This window comes from Neisseria sp. SLRRB23 (assembly GCF_050896295.1).
GTDB lineage: Bacteria > Pseudomonadota > Gammaproteobacteria > Burkholderiales > Neisseriaceae > Neisseria.
The window spans coordinates 24,999-42,202 of the sequence record NZ_JBPBFH010000001.1 but is presented as its reverse complement, the minus strand read 5'-3'; the positions used below and the strand labels follow the sequence as shown (position 1 = coordinate 42,202).

Sequence of the window (17,204 nt, the reverse complement as noted above, 5' to 3'; positions counted from 1 at the left end):
CCTAAAAAGACATCTTACAAGCAATCTTGCAATGTGTTTCAGGACTACCGTCTGCGTAGGGCAGTTACGATTAAATCTTACGATCCCTACGGTCTTGGACATCTACTTAATTTTAAGTAGCCCAAATTCAGGCAATCCAGAAAACCGGATCACCTGAAAATTTCTTAGTTGTTCACGCTTGCAGTATCAATGCGAACACCCAAACCCATAGTGCTGGATACAGCAACTTTTTTCAGGTACTGACCTTTAGCAGCAGCAGGTTTAGCTTTAACGATAGCATCCAACAACGCATTGAAGTTTTCTTTCAAGTCAGCTTCAGCGAAAGAAGCACGACCGATAGTTGCGTGGACGATACCGGCTTTATCTGTACGGTATTGTACTTGACCTGCTTTTGCATTTTTAACTGCTTCAGCAACGTTAGGAGTAACAGTACCTAATTTAGGGTTTGGCATCAGACCACGAGGACCCAAGATGGTACCCAATTGACCAACGATACGCATTGCATCAGGAGAAGCAATAACAACGTCAAAGTTCAGGTTACCAGCTTTGATTTCAGCTGCCAGATCTTCAAAACCGACAATATCTGCACCGGCTTCTTTAGCAGCATCTGCATTTGCACCTTGAGTAAACACAGCTACGCGAGTTGTTTTACCGGTACCTTTAGGCAGAACGACTGAACCACGAATAACTTGGTCAGATTTACGAGGATCAACACCCAGGTTGAAAGATACGTCAACAGACTCGTCAAATTTAGCAGTAGCAGCTTTTTTAACCAGAGCAATTGCTTCGTCGATTGCGTACAGTTTGTTAGCTTCAACAGAAGAGCGCAGAGCTTTCAAGCGTTTAGATACTTTAGCCATTATACAACACCCTCCACATCCAAGCCCATTGAGCGAGCAGAGCCAGCGATAGTACGAACAGCGGCATCCAGATCAGCAGCAGTCAAATCAGGCTCTTTAGTTTTAGCAATTTCTTCCAACTGAGCTCGGGTCAATTTACCCACTTTGTTAGTCAGAGGATTAGAACTACCTTTTTGCAGACCAGCAGCTTTTTTCAACAAGATAGAAGCCGGCGGGGTTTTCATCACAAAAGTGAATGATTTATCTGCAAATGCAGTAATAACGACTGGAATTGGCAAACCAGGTTCCATACCTTGGGTTGCAGCATTAAATGCTTTACAGAATTCCATGATATTCAAACCACGTTGACCCAAAGCAGGACCAACTGGGGGGGATGGATTGGCTTTGCCTGCAGGAATTTGCAGTTTAATATAGCCGATAATTTTCTTTGCCACTTAACAGGACTCCTAAAAACGGGTAAGACGCGGAACCATTTCCGCTCCCCAAATTAATTTTTAATTTTATCGTTTTAATACTTATTTTTCAAGTATAAAATTAGTTAATCTTCTCAACTTGCCCAAACTCCAGCTCGACAGGTGTTTCACGACCAAATATCTGAACAGATACACGCAACTTGTTCCGCTCATAATTAACTTCATCAACAACACCATTAAAATCGGCAAACGGCCCCTCATTCACACGTATCTGCTGACCAACTTCAAATTCGATTTTTGGTTTGGGTTTCTCAGCACCAGTTTGAACCTGTTGCAAAATAATTTCAGCTTCTCTTTGGCTAATAGGCATGGGTTTATTAGCCGTTCCTCCGATAAATCCGGAAACACGAGGCGTACTCTTTACAAGATACCAAGAATCATCCGTCATTTCCATTTCCACCAACACATACCCCGGATATGACTTTCTTTCACTAATAGTCTTACGACCATTGCGAATATCAACAACTTTCTCTACAGGCACCAGAATTTGTCCGAAATAATCTCCCATCTTCTCACGGGCAATTCTCTCTTCCAATGTTCGTTGGACATTCTTCTCAAATCCTGAATACGCTTGTACAACATACCATTTTTTTGCCATCTCAACCTTCCCTTCTCAGCAACACATCAAAAAATAACCATGAGATTGCCGTATCTGCCACATAGATAAATATAGAAAGCACAGCTACAAATACTATAACAAACATAGTCATTTTGACGGCATCTTCTCGCTTGGGCCAAACTACTTTTTTAAACTCTAACCAAGAGTTTGAGAAATATGCGAAGAGCCCTTCCCTACCAATATTAGATGAAGGCTCCTTATTCCCCTCGACCAACTGACCTACCTTGGCAGTCTTTTTCTCAGACGTATGTTCTGTCATATTATTTACCCACTACAGTATCTGACTTTTCTTGATCCATACAAATGGCAAGAGAATTTACCGAATTATAAATACAAAAAAATTAACCAGCGCAAGGCCGGTTAATTTTTTTATTTGGCAGGCCAAGAGGGTCTCGAACCCCCAACCCTCGGTTTTGGAGACCGATACTCTACCAATTGAGCTATTGGCCTCTAAACTTAAGCGATTACAGAAGAAACCACGCCGGCACCTACGGTACGGCCACCTTCGCGAATCGCAAAGCGCAGGCCTTCTTCCATAGCGATAGGCGCAATCAGTTCTACAGTAATGGTTACGTTCTCACCCGGCATTACCATTTCTACACCTTCTTCCAAAGTAACCGCGCCAGTTACGTCGGTAGTACGGAAGTAGAATTGTGGACGGTAGTTAGCGAAGAACGGAGTGTGACGACCACCCTCTTCTTTGCTCAGTACGTATACCTCTGCTTTGAATTTGGTGTGAGGAGTGATGGTGCCGGGTTTGGCCAATACTTGACCACGCGCTACGGCTTCACGTTTGGTACCACGCAGCAATACGCCTACGTTGTCACCGGCTTGACCTTCGGCCAGCNGTTTGCGGAACATTTCAACGCCGGTACAAGTGGTTTTTTGGGTTTCTTTCAGACCTACGATTTCGATCTCGTCACCAACGTGGATGATACCGCGCTCTACACGACCGGTTACTACGGTACCGCGACCAGAGATAGAGAATACGTCTTCGATAGGCAACAGGAACGGTTTGTCCACGGCACGCTCAGGAGTCGGGATGTAGCTGTCCAATGCAGCAGCCAATTCGAAGATTTTTTCTTCGTAAGCGGCGTCGCCTTCCAAGGCTTTCAGTGCAGAGCCTTGTACGATCGGGCAGTCGTCGCCTGGGAAGTCGTAGCTTGACAACAAGTCACGGATTTCCATTTCAACCAGTTCCAACAGCTCGGCATCGTCAACCATGTCGCATTTGTTCATGAACACGATGATGTAAGGTACGCCTACTTGGCGGGCCAACAGGATGTGTTCGCGAGTTTGCGGCATAGGACCGTCAGCTGCGGAACATACCAGGATTGCGCCGTCCATTTGGGCTGCGCCGGTAATCATGTTTTTAACGTAGTCGGCGTGGCCCGGGCAGTCTACGTGCGCATAGTGGCGGGTTTCGGTTTCGTATTCTACGTGTGAAGTATTAATGGTAATACCGCGGGCTTTTTCTTCGGGAGCGTTATCGATTTGGTCGTAAGCTTTTGCAGAACCACCGAATTTTTTAGCCAAAATAGTAGTCAAAGCAGCAGTCAGAGTGGTTTTACCATGGTCAACGTGACCGATGGTGCCAACGTTTACGTGCGGTTTGCTACGTTCGAATTTTTCCTTAGCCATGGCAATATCCTATATCTAAGCCTTAAAGAAATGAATAATCGAGTAAGATGGTGCCCATGGGCAGATTTGAACTGCCGACCTCTCCCTTACCAAGGGAGTGCTCTACCCCTGAGCTACATGGGCCTAATTGTTTGGAGCGGGTGAAGGGAATCGAACCCTCACCGTAAGCTTGGAAGGCTTCTGCTCTACCATTGAGCTACACCCGCATTACTCGCTACTGCCCCAAGTAAGAATTTTGGTGGAGGGAGAAGGATTCGAACCTTCGAAGCTTTCGCAACAGATTTACAGTCTGCCCCCTTTGACCGCTCGGGAATCCCTCCAAAAGAGAGCGCTAGTTTATTAGTGGCTCGTTTCCCCGTCAAGTTTTTTTTTCACTTTATCTTAAAACAAAAATAATATTATGTTTTTAAAAGTAATTAATTTATTTAAACTGAATTATCTTCTCGTATTTCGCCATCAGTTCATCATGGGTTTCGGGATGTTCTTCGTCAATCAGGATGCAGTCCACCGGGCAAACCTGCTGGCACTGCGGCTCATCGTAGTGTCCGACGCACTGCGTGCAGAGGCTGGGGTTGATTTCGTAAATTTCCTCACCTTGAGAGATTGCATCATTCGGGCATTCTGGTTCGCACACGTCGCAGTTGATGCACTCATCGGTAATAAAGAGCGACATTTCTTTTCCTTTTCCACTAAATTATCAAAACCGTTCGGGCGCGGATTATAGCACAAAGCTTTTTTAAACCATGCTGACGCAAACGAATGTTTACAAACCAAAAATGATAATCAAGCACATATTATTCAGCTACTTGGAAAACCCTTAATTCAAATGTACCCTGCCCTGACTTCCCCTCCCTATATCCCGTCAGCCAAGCAGGTTTGTCCGGCTGCCTGCCTGCCTCGATATAGACATATGCACCGTCATTCAGGCGTGTGCCCAATGCATTGAAAAGGCTTTCCCAACTTTGCCACGCAAACGGCGGGTCGAGAAAGACGACATCAAACTGTTCGGATGCGGTCTTCAAATAGGCAATGCCGTCTGAACAGACGATTTGCACCTGACCCAAACCCAGTTCGTGACTGTTTTTCTCAAGGGTTTGTACCGTTTGACGGTTGTTGTCTGCAATCACGACCCGTTTTGCATTACGCGATGCCGCCTCCATACCGAGTGCGCCGCTGCCTCCGAAGAGATCCAAAACCGTTTTACCCGTCAAATCCTGTCCCAGCCAGTTAAACAGCTTTTCACGCACGCTGTCGGGTGTCGGACGCAGTCCGTCGGCGGATGTGAAACTTAATTTCCTGCCCCGGCATTGCCCGCCGATAATGCGTACCCGGTTGCTGTGTTTGGTATGTTTGCCTGCCGCCATAATCAAAAACCTGTAAGTTCAAACGGTATTATACAAGACCTGTCAAAGAATATGCCGTCTGAAAACTTTTTTCAGACGGCATATCTGTTTAAACGGTTTCGGTCAGCTTGCGGAGCAGCTCGATTTCTTTGTCTTTTTGTTCCAACATTTCTTTGCAGTGTTTCAACTCCATTTTTAAAAATTCTATTTTCATCGAAACATCACCCGACGCATACAACGCAATATCGCCACCACTATCACCTTCATTAATCTGAAACACCATCCCACCACCGCCCGATTTGAGCAAGTCCCACATATCGATTTTGAAAATCTGAGCCAACTGCTCCAAACGCGGGATATTTAACTGCGTTTCGCCCCGTTCGATTTTGGCATACCCGCCTGCCGACATCGCCAGCTTTTCCGCCATATCCTCCTGGGACCATTTATTCAATTCGCGCATCAGGCGGATTTTTTCGTGGGTTTCCATAGGCTAAACTTTCTGTATAGATGGTTGAATTATAGAGATAGATTTTAAACTTTTTCTGACTGGCTCGGCAAACACATGACAAATAGAATATGCCATTTAATACCATCTAACAACAAGGGAACTTTATCTTATGTCTAAAAAGCTGCTTTCCTTTTTGGGAACCTGCCTTTCAATAACTTTAAGTCTTTTTGTTTTTTCAATGATTTACGAAAACACTCTACCTAAAATCGTTGAAAACATCAATAACAGTGCCATTGGAGCAATTTTAACTGCAATTGTTACTGTTTTTCTGCTTCAAGGTCAGACCGCCCAAGAGGAACAACGTGATAAAAGCTTGAAAGTGTTTGAGAAAAAACAGGAAATTTATCACGGATTTTTAGATAAACTGAAAGAAATCGTGCAAGACGGCAAAATTACCATTTCCCGCATGGAAAACGGTAATGACGATACAGATGAGTTGAAAGATTTGCTGTTCCAACTTGCCTATATTCAAATGCACAGCAATGATGAAAATACCCAAGCAGTGTTTGAGGGCGTAACCAATTTAATCAGAAAAATGAATGATTTTACGGTACGTTTGAAAACAGCGTACAGTAACAGGAATGAATTAATTGCCCAGTTTTATGCCGATTTCTCAGAAGAGCTGTTTGCGGTCGTAGCAATTTTAAAAAGCGATTTATACAACACCAATAGTAAATCCATCAGCAAAGAGTCAGTGCAGTTATTGTTGCAGCAATGCGATTTGTATGTAGAAGGTCAGAAGCTGGACAAATACCAAATACAAACGATGTTTTGGCATGAATTGCAAAAACGTCTGCGTGAAAAACTGCCTAACATGCAAATCGAACAGCATGATTTTACCAATGATGTGCGCGAATATTATGCCCGCTCACGCAATCGTCATCGTTATTTCGGCATCCAATTCCCGATTTACCATACACAGCATGGAGAGCAGGTAGATTTTAAAGTGGAACTGGAAAATGACGTTTATTTTGGTTTTAAACGTCAACCGGATATGGTTTATCCGTCTGAAAATAATTTGATTGCCGTCGTTAGAGAACAATATTTTCAAGGGGCAAACCAGCATTGGTTTGGTTGGAAATATCCTTCGCGCTACCGCTTGGATTTTTGGAATTTGGACGATACGGCCGAATTGACGGGCGATTTTGTGCATTTTAACCATCCGCAAAGCATGCAGCAAATGGTAGATGAAATGGCAAATGAAATTGTGCAGGCAGTTAATTTGTTTGTAAAAAGTGCCAAAGAAAAATCTATTTAATTCCCTTGAACCAAAAGCAACTTAAACAGGAGTTTCAACATGAATACAATTTCTTTACCACGTGATTGGGTTTGCGACGGCAGTACATTAAAACCCAAATCCGGTGCGCGTTTAGACAATACTTGGATTTTCGATGGAAAGGAATTAAAACCTAAATCTGGTGCGCGTTTAGACAATACTTGGATTTTTGATGGAAAGGAATTAAAACCTAAATCTGGTGCGCGTTTAAACAATACTTGGGTAGTTGACGGCAATAAAATCAAACCTAAATCCGGCGCGCGTTTCAACAACACTTACGACATGGGCGAAGAACCTATTTTAGTGGTATTCGGCCAACTGATTTTACATTTATGGTAAGGAACAATAATGTCAGATTTGAACTTAGGCAACAGTCTGTTCAAAGGCTACAACGACAAACATGGTTTAATGATTTGTGGGTATGAATGGGGTTGGAGTAAAGCCGATGAGGCTGCTTATGTAGCAGGTGAATACAAACTCCCTGAAAACAAAATCGACCATACATTTGCAAACAAATCCCTCTATTTCGGAGAACAGGCAAAAAAGTGGCGTTACGACAATACGATAAAAAATTGGTTTGAAATGTGGGGACACCCCTTAGACGAAAATGGATTGGGCGGTGCATTTGAAAAATCCCTGGTTCAAACCAACTGGGCTGCTACACAGGGCAACACTATCGATAATCCCGACAAGTTCACACAACCCGAGCACATCGATAATTTTCTCTACCACATCGAAAAACTGCGTCCGAAAGTCATCCTCTTCATGGGCAGCAGGTTGGCGGATTTTCTGAACAACCAAAATGTACTGCCACGCTTCGAGCAGTTGGTCGGTAAGCAGACCAAACCGCTGGAGACGGTGCAAAAAGAATTTGACGGTACACGTTTCAATGTCAAATTCCAATCGTTTGAAGATTGCGAAGTCGTCTGCTTTCCCCATCCCAGTGCCAGTCGCGGTCTATCTTACGATTACATCGCCTTGTTTGCGCCTGAAATGAACCGGATTTTATCGGACTTTAAAACAACACGCGGATTCAAATAAACTAATCACAGAAAAGCAAAGGTCGTCTGAAAATTTTTCAGACGACCTTTTCTCTTTCAAACCAACCTAATCTCACTCTTTCGGTGCAGGTGGTTCAATCTGTTCTTTCCAGCCGCATTCTTTTTGCGGGCAGACTTTTTCGACGCCCCAGCGTTTGGTGGTTTTGATGGTCAAGACCGGCCAATGGCAGTTCGGGCATTCTTCGGCAACGGGCGGATTCCAAGTGGCGTAGTTACAGTCGGGATAGGTGCTGCAGCTGTAAAACAGTTTGCCGTAGCGGGATTTACGCTCAACGAGGTTGCCTTTTTTGCATTGCGGACACTGGACGCCGGTATCTTTCGGTTTTTCCAGCGGCTCGACGTGTTTGCATTTCGGATAGTTGGCGCAGCCGATGAATTTGCTGCCCGTGCGGCTATATTTGTACACCAGACGACCGCCGCATTTAGGGCATTCGCGTCCGTCGAGTTCGGCTTGCTCTGCTTCCGCTTTGGCAATACGTTCGGCGGCTTCTTCGGCGGTTTCGTTAACGTTGCGGGTGTAGCTGCACTCGGGATAACCGGCGCAGGCGACGAAGCGGCCCATTTTGCCGAACTTGATTTGCAGTTTGTGTTCACCGCATTTCGGGCAGGTTTCATCAAGTTCCTGCGTGGTAAATTTGGCGCGTTCGATGCCCTCTTTTTCTTCTACTTGCTTGATAAACGGCTTCCAGAATTTGTCCATCACGGGAATCCATTGGCGTTTGCCGTTGGCAATTTCGTCAAGCTGGTCTTCGAGTTTGGCGGTGAAGTGGTAATCGACGTATTGGGCGAAGTGTTCGGTCAGGAATTTGTTGACGATGTCGCCTGTGTCGGTGGGCATGAAGCGTTTCTGCTCCAGGGTAACGTATTCGCGGTCTTTGAGCGTGGAAATAATGCTGGCATAGGTTGAGGGGCGGCCGATGCCGTATTCTTCGAGGGCTTTAACCAGCGTCGCTTCGTTGTAGCGCGGCGGCGGAGTGGTAAAGTGTTGTTCGCCGTAAAGTTTATCCACGGGCAATTTGTCGCCTTCGCTCATTTCGGGCAGTTTTTTGCTGTCTTCACTCTCTTCGTCGTCGCTGCTTTCTTCATACACGCTCAAAAAGCCTGCGAAGGTTTGCACTTGTCCGGTTACGCGGAATACGCCTTTGCCGACGGTAATATCGACGGTGGTTTGGTCGAATTTGGCGGGCGTCATCTGACAGGCGACGGTGCGCTGCCAAATCATCTGATAGAGTTTGAACTGGTCTGCGCTCAAGAAGGGTTTGACGCTTTCGGGCGTGCGGTACACGGAAGTCGGGCGGATGGCTTCGTGCGCTTCTTGGGCGTTTTTGGATTTGGTTTTGTATTGTTTGGCGGCACTCGGCAGATATTCTTTGCCGATTTTGTTTTCGATGTAATGGCGGATTTCGGTTAACGCTTCATCGGCCAAATTCACGCTGTCAGTACGCATATAGGTAATCAGACCGATGGCACCCTGCCCTACGTCTATACCTTCATAAAGCTGCTGGGCGGTACGCATGGTGCGGTCGGTGGTAAAACCGAGTTTGCGCACGGCATCCTGCTGCATGGTAGAAGTGGTAAACGGCGCGGCGGGATTGCGGCTGCGCTTTTTCTTTTCGATGGCGGTAACGACGGCCTCTTTGCCTTCGAGTTCTTTCAACACGTCGGCTTGCGCGGTCTCGTTCGGCAGGTCGAATTGTTCGAGTTTCGCGCCGTTGTATTGGGCGAGTTTGGCGGTGAACTTGCTGCGGCCTTTGTGGCTGTCGAGATGCACCGTCCAATATTCCTGCGCTTCAAACGCGCGGATTTCGTTTTCGCGCTCGCAAATCAGGCGCAGGGCGGGACTTTGCACACGACCTGCGCTCAAACCGCGACGGATTTTTTTCCATAACAATGGCGAAAGGTTAAAGCCGACCAAATAATCCAAAGCGCGACGGGCTTGTTGCGCATCGACCAAATCCATTTCGATTTCGCGCGGATGGGCGACGGCATCGAGCACGGCGTTTTTGGTGATTTCGTGGAACACGACACGCTGCGGCTTGATGTTTTTCAGGCCGCGTTTGGATTTGAGGATTTCCAAAAGATGCCAGGAAATGGCTTCGCCTTCCCTATCCGGGTCGGTTGCGAGGTAGATGTTTTCGGCTTCTTTGGCTCCGGCGACGATGGCATCGACGTGTTTGGCGTTGCGTTTTATCAGCTCGTATTTCATGGCGAAATCCTGATCCGGATTGACCGCGCCGCTTTTGGGAACAAGGTCGCGGACATGTCCGTAGGACGCGAGGATTTCAAAATCGCCGCCCAAATATTTTTTCAGGGTTTTGGCTTTGGATGGGGATTCGACGATTAATAGGTTTTTCGCCATGTGTTTCCTCTGGTAATAAATGTCTCGGTTCCGGTATTTCAGACGGCATATTATCAGGATAATGCCGTCTGAACCTGTTTCAGTTCATAGTAGGTTTGTTATCGAGCAAGAGTGCGCTCATCAGCTCGTCGCCGACCAACACGGGCAGCTCGCTCTTGTTTGCCCATAAAAGCAGCAGGGTCAGCACTTTGGCGGTATCTACGGTAATTTCGTCGCCGGGGATGTGCATGAGCGCGTGAATGATGATTTCCCGCTGTTCGCAGCTTACGGCTTTTTCTTCAATCAGATACTGCATCAGCCCCATCACTTCCTGCGGCAGGTTGTCGGTTTCATCTTTGCTGTACACGCGTAATGCGCTGCTGTCGGCAGGTTCGACTGAAAATTCCGAGCTGTTGAGCAGTACTTCCATCATCATCAAGGTGTTGCCGATTTCCATGGTATCGAAACCCGCTTCTTCGAGCAGCATACCCAAGTCTTCGGGCGGCGGGCAGGTATCGAAATCTTGGAAATGTTCAATGAGATAGGCAATGACTTCGGTCATTCATGTTCCTTAAATTATGCGTTCAGGTTCGGATACGCTGGTATCTTCCGCCGGGCATGGCGGCAATGCTGCCGTCCAGTTCCAATTCCAACAGTTCGGCGTATAAGTCTGCGGCAGGCATATCCAACTGCTCGGCAAGCACATCCGGATGAACCGGGTCAAAACCCATCCTGTCCAAGATACCGCCGCCGACGGGTCGTTTCTCCGTCTTTTCAGACGGCATTTTGCCTTCAGACGAAAACGGCTGGTCGGATGCCGTCTGAACGGCAGTGATGCGCTTTTCAGGTATTCCCTTATTTATAGAATATGATGAAGCACCCTCATTTTGCAAGAGCCGCGGACACTCATGAAGGATGTCGTCCAGGCATTCCACCAATTTTGCGCCGTCTTTAATTAATTTGTGGCAGCCTTTACTGTGTGGATTGTCTATCGAGCCGGGTACCGCCATCACTTCGCGCCCCATCTCCGCCGCCAATCTGGCAGTAATCAGCGAACCGGATTCCAACGCGGCTTCAACCACCAGCGTTACTTGCGACAGGGCGGCAATCAGGCGGTTGCGGCGCGGAAAATTGCCGGCATACGGCCGCGTACCGATGGGGAACTCGCTGACAATCAATCCTTTTTCGGCGATTTCATAGGCAAGGTTTTTATTGGACGGCGGGTAAATGCGGTCTATACCCGTCCCCCACACGGCGATGGTGCCGCCTTCTGCTTCCAGTGCGCCCTGATGGGCGGCAGTATCGATNCCGGAAGCCATACCTGACACAACGGGGATATTTTGCCCGCCCAACGACTTGCCGAAATCTTTGGCAATCCGCATGGCCTGCGGCGTGGCATGACGGCTGCCAACAATGGCGGCGGAAGGTTTATGCAGCAGTTGCACGTTGCCGCGCAAAAACAAAACCGGCGGCGCGGTTATACCCTGAGTCAGCATTTCAGGAAAATCATCATCCCGCAGCAGCATCAGACGGCATCCGTCCCTCATTTCCCATTCCAATGCCGCTTCGGCGGCCTGCCGTGCCGCAGTACGTTTGTCGCCGCCGCGCCAAGCCTCAAGTGCCTGTTTGTGCCGTATCAGTGCCGCCACCTGTTCCGCCGGTGCGGACAGGGCATTTTGCGCACTGCCGAAATGGTGCAGCAGCAGCAAGAAACTTTCCGCACCGATATAGGGCGTAAAAGCCAGCTGCAACCATGCGAAACGTTCGTTCTCTGTCATAAAATCCGTCCCCTTATGATTTCAGACGGCATTTGCTCCAAATGCCGTCTGAAAACGGAAGCCCTGCAATCTGAAAACCGGCGGTTTGCACCTACTCTTCGGCTTTTTCACCCGCACGGCGGGAAATGCCGATGCCGAGCTGCTTGAGCTTGCGGTAGAGGTGGGTACGTTCCAACCCGACCTTCTGCGCCACTTTGCTCATATTCTGACCTTCTTGGGCAATGTGGTACTCGAAATAACGCCGCTCCAATTCTTCCCTCAATTCGCGCAGCGGCAGGTTGAAATTGAACCCGCCCACCATATTTTCCGCCCCCTCGGCAGGCACATTCTGCCCCAAAAGGGAAGAAACCGCCGACGCACCGATTTCCTGCCCGTCCGCCTCCAGCAACAGCGTTGCAACGACACTGCTCAACTGGTCGAAATTTCCCGGCCATTCATAACGGGTCAATGCGGCAAGCGCATCTTCACTGAATGAGGCGGGCGCAATCTTTTGGCTTTCCGCCACATTGCAGGCAATCCCCTGTATCAGGAAGGGAATGTCTTCATGCTGCATACGCAGGGGCGGAATACGGACGACCGATTCCGAAAAAAGCCCGGCCAATTTTTCTTCACATGAAATGCCGTCTGAACCTGCCGCGTGGCTGCACGAAGCAATCACCCTGACGCGGCTGTGTTCCGCCTTGCCGACAATAAAGGTAATACCGGCTTGGATGTTGCGGCTGTACTGGGCAATATCGCCCACATATAAAACACCGCCTTCAGCTTTCTGCAACAATTCCGTCGGCATATCAATCAGATATTCGACCCTTGCCGGACTCACCCACGGCGTACCGTTTTTATGGAAATAGCGTGCCACCGTTTCAAACGGCGAACCCGCCTCGCCCGTCAAAAGTACGGGAGAGGCACGTTTCACCGCCACACCTACCTCACGGTTCATTTCCTGAATCGCCGCACTGTTGCCCAGCTTGTCGAATACAGGCCCCGTTTCGGTTTGCGCCGCACCGTACTTCAACGCGTTTTCGACCGTGGACAGCAGCTTTTGCAGGGAAATCGGTTTTTCCAAAAAGTCGAGCGCACCGATTTTGGTGGCTTCCACTGCTGTGTCGATGCTGGCATGCCCGCTCATCATGACGACCGGCATATTAAGCTGCCCGTTTTTCGACCATTCCTTCAAAAGGGTAATGCCGTCGCAATCCGGCATCCAAATATCCAGCAACACCATCGCTGGGCGTACCTGATGGCGCAGCTTGCGCGCCTCTTCGGCATTTTCAGCCAATGCGACCGAATAACCTTCGTCCTGCAGGATTTCTGACAGCAGGTCACGGATGCCGATTTCGTCATCTACAATTAAAATATCGCTGCTACGCATAAATTTATACCGTTTTTGGCAAGATTATTCTGACACACGCCCCACCCGCATCCTGATTGCTCAAACTGATGCGGCCGCCGTGTTCTTCAATGATTTTTTTCACTACGGGCAGACCCAGTCCCGTTCCCGCCGGCTTGTCCGTCACATACGGCTCGAAAGCATTGTGCAGCATTTCCTTGCCGAATCCCTTGCCGTTGTCGCAAACCGTCAGGACAATCTGTCCGTCCCTCCCCGCCTCCGATTTTACCCTGACTTCGGGCATATCGGCTTCCTCTGCCGCTTCGGCGGCATTTTTGAAAATATTGTGCAGCACCTGCCGCATGGCGGTCGTATCAGCCGCCACCATCAGCGGTTCTCCCACAAGCTCCGCCGCAAACCGGCACGGACCGGCTTCATACAACGCCAAAACATCGCCGACCAATACGTTCAAATCCTGTTTTTCCAATTTGAGCGAAGGGGAACGCGCATAATTGCGGAATGCTTCGACCATTTCCTTCAATGCCGCCACCTGTTTGACGATGGTTTCGGTCGAACGTGCCAGGATTTGCGCATCCTGCTCATCCAGTTTCCCGTCCAATTTCCACGCCAACCGTTCGGCAGAAAGCTGGATGGGCGTGAGCGGATTGCGAATTTCGTGTGCCAGCCGTTTGGCCACTTCGCCCCACGCCGCTTCTTTTTGCGCGTGTATCAATACGGTGATGTCGTCTATGACCATGACCACACCGTTGTCGTTGTCTTCAGGCAGGACCGTTGCCTTACCCAGCAGGATTTTGGCATCGTCCGGAGCGGCATATCCCACCTGAACCGGTTTGTCCGTACCCGCTGTCGCATCGATNGCGTCAAACACTTCGGCAAGCAGATTATGCTGCACCGAAACGCCGTGCCAACCGTGCCGGTTGCTGCCCCACAGCGGCACAAGCGACATACCCAAGATATGTTCCGCAGCTTTGTTGAAGGTTTTCAGACGGCCTGTTTCGTCAAATACCACCACACCCGTGGTCAGGCTCTCCAACACGCATTCGAGATAATGCCTGGCGGCTTCTTCGCGCTTCCTGTTGCGCTCGTCCGCTTTCTTGGCAATGGAAAGCTGCTCGGTCATATGGTTGAACAACTTGCTCAAACGCCCGAACTCATCGTTGCGCAGTACAGGGCGCATCTGGCTGAAATCGCCCTGTGCGACCGCCTTCGCCCCTTCGGCAAGCGACAAAATGGGCTCGACGAAACGACGGGCAAAATACAGTGCCATCACCAGGGCAAGGGAAATCGACAGCAGCGAGGCGGCAAGCAGCGTCGCCAGAAAGAAGGTCTGTAAACCCTTTTTGCTGTAACTCAACTCAGCATATTTCGCCCTTGCCTTTTCGATTAAGACGGCATCCTCTGCCACGCCTTTGGGAATGGGCTGACGAAAAAACAGCGCGTAATCGCGTCCGTTGTATGTACCCACCAGCAGCCAGCCCTGCGCGTACAATACGCCGCCTATACTTTCCAAGCTCCTGACCGAGCCGGCCTGCTGGATTTTCTCCCAATGTTCCTTATCCGGAAACGGCTGGTCAAGCTTATACGGATTGATGCTTTTTTCAATTTTACCGCTTGCCGCATTGTAAAGGGACAACTGTGTAAACCCGCCGGCATAATGTTCCAGCACCCTACCCATATTGCCGGATAGGGAGGCGGTGCTGATGAGGTCTATCTGGACGGGGACGGCATTGCTGAGGGCATTGTCTGCCGCCAGATTCAATGCGGACTTGCTCAAATTGAGACTGCGTTCGAGGGCTTCGTGGGTGTCGTTGCCGAACCACGAATTAATCGTACCGTTGATGAACTGTGCGGAAACGCCGAACAGAAACACGCCGGGCAATACGGCGACCAGCGTGAACATCCCGGAAAGGCGTTTGGCAATCTGCGAACCGAATACGCCGTCGCGCCTGTCTTTCAACAGCAATATGACATAACGTGCCAAAACGGCGGACAGTACCAGCAGCAACATTGCGCTGAATGCGACTATCCACCAGAAATAATCCGCCAGCGAACTGGTGCTGCCGGTTGCCGCCGTCAGTCCGTACAACAGGACGACGGCGCATATGGCTGCTATCAGTAGAAAACGGCGCATTATTTGTTCCCGATAATGTTTAAAGGTTTCCAACCCGAATCCAAATGCCAGTTTTGAGAAGTCAATGCGTTGATTTGAAAAGGCTTGGGCAGTTTTGAAGTGGACAGCAGCAGGCGGATTTCCGCCTTGGTTTCCCCTGCTTCCGCACCGGACAACGCGCCTTTGTTCAAGACTTTCCAGTTGGCAACCGCGCCGGTCGCACGCAATGCCGCACCCAAAGTGTCGTAGTCTGTCGAAAACGCGCCGACGGTAACGCGGTAGCGGTTGGTCAGCGGATGGAAACTCAGTTTGTAGTCAATATTGTCGTCATCGCCAATCAGTTGCCCCAATTTAAACCGATAAGAAGCGATTGTCGGGGCAGAAAGCTGCCAGCTTAAGGTGAAATTGAGCGGCACGCCCCGGCGCAACGCCTGTTGGAGCTGGTCGGGCAGCTCAGTTTGGAAGCGGCTGCTGACTGAGAGCTGCCCGCCGTCGGTTATCCTCGCTTCGGCACGGCTCACATCTATCCCCTCCGCCGCCACATTCTGAAAGGCGGGGAGCATCAGCGGCACAATCAGCCATTTACTGCTTTTGAATAAGCGCGTAATAAAAGCCATCTTGGTGTTTGTTCGGTAAGAGTACCCGCGATTCGATCAGTTCTGCATCGGCATGGCGGTTGAGGAATTTTTACAATTGNCCGTCGTTTTCCTCGACGAACACGGAACAGGTGGCGATCAACATCCTTCCCCCCCTTTTCAGCACCTGCCACAATGCGTCCAGCAGGGCTTTCTGCTGACGGGCGGTTTTGAGCGCGTCGGTCGGACGGCGCAGCCATTTCACGTCGGGATTGCGCCGCGCCACGCCCGAGGCGGTGCACGGCACGTCGGCAAGGACGGCGTCAAACGGTTTCCCATCATACCATGCCGACAGGTCCTGTGCATCGGCACACGCCGTCGATGCCGTCTGAAAGCCCAGACGCGCGATATTGTCTTCCACCCGTTTCAGACGGCCTGCATCAATGTCCAAGGCGGTAACACGGCAATCCGCCAATTCCAAGATATGCCCCGTCTTGCCGCCCGGCGCGGCGCACGCGTCCAAAATCCGTTCGCCGTCTTTCGGGTTAAGGAGATACGCCGCCTGCTGCGCGCCGAAGTCCTGTACCGAAACAATGCCGTCTGAAAAGCCGGGCAGGCGGTTTACCGGCACGGCTTCTTCCAACGTAACCGCATATTCGTCCAACGCCTTAGCCGCGATACCTTCCGCCACCAGTTTTTCCAAATAGCTTTCGGCATTGCCGTGTCGGCGGTTGACGCGCAAAGTCATCGGCGGATGGGATTGCAGCGCGGCAGTGATGTTGTGCCAGTGTTTCGGATAATGGTTTTTCAGGTAGGCAACCCACCACAGCGGCAGGTTGTGTTTCGCCACATCGTCTTCTTTACAGGAAGCCACAAGCTTGTCGCGTTCGCGCAAAAAGCGGCGCAAAACCGCGTTGGCAAACGAACGGTACTGCCCGCGCCCGATTTTGGCTATGCTTTCCACCGCCTCATTGACCACGGCGTGCGGCGCGTTGCGCGTGTAATGCAGTTGGTACAACGCCGCCAAAAGCAGGCTTTCGAGCTGCGGATTGCCAATCGGTTTTTTCAGCATCTGCGCGAGCATATGTTTCAAACTGCCCAAATAACGCTGGCAGCCGTAGGCGATATCCTGCAACGCGCCGTTTTCCTGCGCCGTAAGCTCGGGATGCGCCGCGCGGATGTGCGCCAACACGTCCTGAAGGTTGCGCCCTTCGGCAACCGCCGCAATGCTGTCGGCGGCAAGTTTTTGGGCAAGTGCCATACTCATATTATGT

The 17,204-nt window shown here is 49.7% G+C and carries 17 protein-coding genes, 4 tRNA genes and 1 pseudogene; 3 read left to right on the top strand and 19 right to left on the bottom strand.

The features are described from left to right. Positions 1–164: 164 nt before the first annotated feature. The 12 genes from rplA to ACRPFF_RS00175 form a co-directional block, all read right to left on the bottom strand. Positions 165–860: a 50S ribosomal protein L1 gene (rplA, locus tag ACRPFF_RS00230; RefSeq protein WP_432673484.1), complete on the bottom strand. Its 696-nt coding sequence runs from the start codon at positions 858–860 to the stop codon at positions 165–167. Then, entirely contained in the window at positions 860–1,294 is a 435-nt protein-coding gene (gene rplK, locus ACRPFF_RS00225) for a 50S ribosomal protein L11 (RefSeq protein ID WP_002220151.1), read from the bottom strand. Before rplK ends, rplA begins: the two co-directional genes overlap by 1 nt. A gap of 100 nt (positions 1,295–1,394) precedes the next feature. Continuing rightward, a complete protein-coding gene (gene nusG, locus ACRPFF_RS00220) occupies positions 1,395–1,931 on the bottom strand; it encodes a transcription termination/antitermination protein NusG (protein WP_308032220.1) in 537 nt (178 codons plus the stop codon). Position 1,932: 1 nt separating this feature from the next. Further along, positions 1,933–2,211 carry a preprotein translocase subunit SecE gene (gene secE / locus ACRPFF_RS00215; protein ID WP_250314512.1) on the bottom strand — a complete coding sequence of 93 codons (279 nt, stop codon included), beginning with the start codon at positions 2,209–2,211 and terminating at the stop codon, positions 1,933–1,935. Between the two features lie 115 nt (positions 2,212–2,326). Continuing rightward, positions 2,327–2,402 (bottom strand) — tRNA-Trp (locus ACRPFF_RS00210). Positions 2,403–2,408: 6 nt separating this feature from the next. Next, positions 2,409–3,593: an elongation factor Tu gene (gene tuf, locus ACRPFF_RS00205; RefSeq protein WP_432673483.1), complete on the bottom strand. Its 1,185-nt coding sequence runs from the start codon at positions 3,591–3,593 to the stop codon at positions 2,409–2,411. Between the two features lie 48 nt (positions 3,594–3,641). Further along, positions 3,642–3,716 (bottom strand) — tRNA-Thr (locus ACRPFF_RS00200). Between the two features lie 9 nt (positions 3,717–3,725). Then, a tRNA-Gly gene (locus tag ACRPFF_RS00195) sits at positions 3,726–3,799 on the bottom strand. A gap of 30 nt (positions 3,800–3,829) precedes the next feature. Then, positions 3,830–3,913, bottom strand: a tRNA-Tyr gene (locus ACRPFF_RS00190). 101 nt (positions 3,914–4,014) lie between these two features. Next, positions 4,015–4,266, bottom strand: a complete 252-nt coding sequence (locus ACRPFF_RS00185; protein WP_003677924.1) for a YfhL family 4Fe-4S dicluster ferredoxin — start codon at positions 4,264–4,266, stop codon at positions 4,015–4,017. 121 nt (positions 4,267–4,387) lie between these two features. Further along, the gene (gene rsmD, locus ACRPFF_RS00180) at positions 4,388–4,957 is read right to left on the bottom strand and encodes a 16S rRNA (guanine(966)-N(2))-methyltransferase RsmD (RefSeq protein ID WP_432673482.1); all 570 of its coding nucleotides are present in this window, start codon (positions 4,955–4,957) and stop codon (positions 4,388–4,390) included. An 88-nt stretch (positions 4,958–5,045) separates the two neighbouring features. Then, entirely contained in the window at positions 5,046–5,423 is a 378-nt protein-coding gene (locus tag ACRPFF_RS00175; protein WP_002233408.1) for a helix-turn-helix domain-containing protein, read from the bottom strand. 130 nt (positions 5,424–5,553) lie between these two features. On the opposite strand from ACRPFF_RS00175, the gene ACRPFF_RS00170 reads away from it, so the two are divergent. From ACRPFF_RS00170 to ACRPFF_RS00160, 3 genes are read left to right on the top strand one after another with little or no spacing between them, the layout of a single operon-like run. Continuing rightward, positions 5,554–6,702 carry a hypothetical protein gene (locus ACRPFF_RS00170; RefSeq protein ID WP_234403242.1) on the top strand — a complete coding sequence of 383 codons (1,149 nt, stop codon included), beginning with the start codon at positions 5,554–5,556 and terminating at the stop codon, positions 6,700–6,702. Positions 6,703–6,741: 39 nt separating this feature from the next. Further along, on the top strand, positions 6,742–7,059 hold the full coding sequence (locus tag ACRPFF_RS00165) for a hypothetical protein (protein ID WP_411713145.1): 318 nt from the start codon (positions 6,742–6,744) through the stop codon (positions 7,057–7,059). 6 nt (positions 7,060–7,065) lie between these two features. Next, positions 7,066–7,761: a hypothetical protein gene (locus ACRPFF_RS00160; RefSeq protein ID WP_411713148.1), complete on the top strand. Its 696-nt coding sequence runs from the start codon at positions 7,066–7,068 to the stop codon at positions 7,759–7,761. A gap of 72 nt (positions 7,762–7,833) precedes the next feature. Here the strand turns inward: ACRPFF_RS00160 and topA are convergent, their stop codons facing one another. From topA to rsmB, 7 genes and pseudogenes are all read right to left on the bottom strand, one after another. Next, complete coding sequence (gene topA, locus ACRPFF_RS00155) at positions 7,834–10,140, bottom strand: type I DNA topoisomerase (protein ID WP_432673481.1); 2,307 nt, start codon at positions 10,138–10,140, stop codon at positions 7,834–7,836. Between the two features lie 79 nt (positions 10,141–10,219). Continuing rightward, a complete protein-coding gene (locus tag ACRPFF_RS00150; RefSeq protein ID WP_107960873.1) occupies positions 10,220–10,681 on the bottom strand; it encodes a DUF494 domain-containing protein in 462 nt (153 codons plus the stop codon). 22 nt (positions 10,682–10,703) lie between these two features. After that, on the bottom strand, positions 10,704–11,897 hold the full coding sequence (gene dprA, locus ACRPFF_RS00145) for a DNA-processing protein DprA (RefSeq protein WP_411713143.1): 1,194 nt from the start codon (positions 11,895–11,897) through the stop codon (positions 10,704–10,706). 91 nt (positions 11,898–11,988) lie between these two features. Further along, positions 11,989–13,266 carry a sigma-54-dependent transcriptional regulator gene (locus ACRPFF_RS00140; RefSeq protein ID WP_432673480.1) on the bottom strand — a complete coding sequence of 426 codons (1,278 nt, stop codon included), beginning with the start codon at positions 13,264–13,266 and terminating at the stop codon, positions 11,989–11,991. Between the two features lie 4 nt (positions 13,267–13,270). Beyond that, positions 13,271–15,376 carry an ATP-binding protein gene (locus ACRPFF_RS00135; RefSeq protein ID WP_432673479.1) on the bottom strand — a complete coding sequence of 702 codons (2,106 nt, stop codon included), beginning with the start codon at positions 15,374–15,376 and terminating at the stop codon, positions 13,271–13,273. Continuing rightward, complete coding sequence (locus ACRPFF_RS00130; protein WP_002221831.1) at positions 15,376–15,972, bottom strand: DUF4390 domain-containing protein; 597 nt, start codon at positions 15,970–15,972, stop codon at positions 15,376–15,378. Before ACRPFF_RS00130 ends, ACRPFF_RS00135 begins: the two co-directional genes overlap by 1 nt. Continuing rightward, positions 15,938–17,197 (bottom strand): annotated as a pseudogene (rsmB, locus tag ACRPFF_RS00125) (16S rRNA (cytosine(967)-C(5))-methyltransferase RsmB). Before rsmB ends, ACRPFF_RS00130 begins: the two are co-directional and overlap by 35 nt. Positions 17,198–17,204: the final 7 nt, after the last annotated feature.

Excerpts from the sequence above, each read along its gene's own strand:
- secE (WP_250314512.1), bottom strand. The coding sequence starts at position 2,211 with ATGACAGAACATACGTCTGAGAAAAAGACTGCCAAGGTAGGTCAGTTG.
- rplA (WP_432673484.1), bottom strand. The coding sequence starts at position 860 with ATGGCTAAAGTATCTAAACGCTTGAAAGCTCTGCGCTCTTCTGTTGAA.
- ACRPFF_RS00170 (WP_234403242.1), top strand. The coding sequence starts at position 5,554 with ATGTCTAAAAAGCTGCTTTCCTTTTTGGGAACCTGCCTTTCAATAACT.
- nusG (WP_308032220.1), bottom strand. The coding sequence starts at position 1,931 with ATGGCAAAAAAATGGTATGTTGTACAAGCGTATTCAGGATTTGAGAAG.
- ACRPFF_RS00130 (WP_002221831.1), bottom strand. The coding sequence starts at position 15,972 with ATGGCTTTTATTACGCGCTTATTCAAAAGCAGTAAATGGCTGATTGTG.
- ACRPFF_RS00140 (WP_432673480.1), bottom strand. The coding sequence starts at position 13,266 with ATGCGTAGCAGCGATATTTTAATTGTAGATGACGAAATCGGCATCCGT.
- topA (WP_432673481.1), bottom strand. The coding sequence starts at position 10,140 with ATGGCGAAAAACCTATTAATCGTCGAATCCCCATCCAAAGCCAAAACC.
- ACRPFF_RS00165 (WP_411713145.1), top strand. The coding sequence starts at position 6,742 with ATGAATACAATTTCTTTACCACGTGATTGGGTTTGCGACGGCAGTACA.
- ACRPFF_RS00175 (WP_002233408.1), bottom strand. The coding sequence starts at position 5,423 with ATGGAAACCCACGAAAAAATCCGCCTGATGCGCGAATTGAATAAATGG.
- rsmD (WP_432673482.1), bottom strand. The coding sequence starts at position 4,957 with ATGGCGGCAGGCAAACATACCAAACACAGCAACCGGGTACGCATTATC.
- ACRPFF_RS00150 (WP_107960873.1), bottom strand. The coding sequence starts at position 10,681 with ATGACCGAAGTCATTGCCTATCTCATTGAACATTTCCAAGATTTCGAT.
- ACRPFF_RS00185 (WP_003677924.1), bottom strand. The coding sequence starts at position 4,266 with ATGTCGCTCTTTATTACCGATGAGTGCATCAACTGCGACGTGTGCGAA.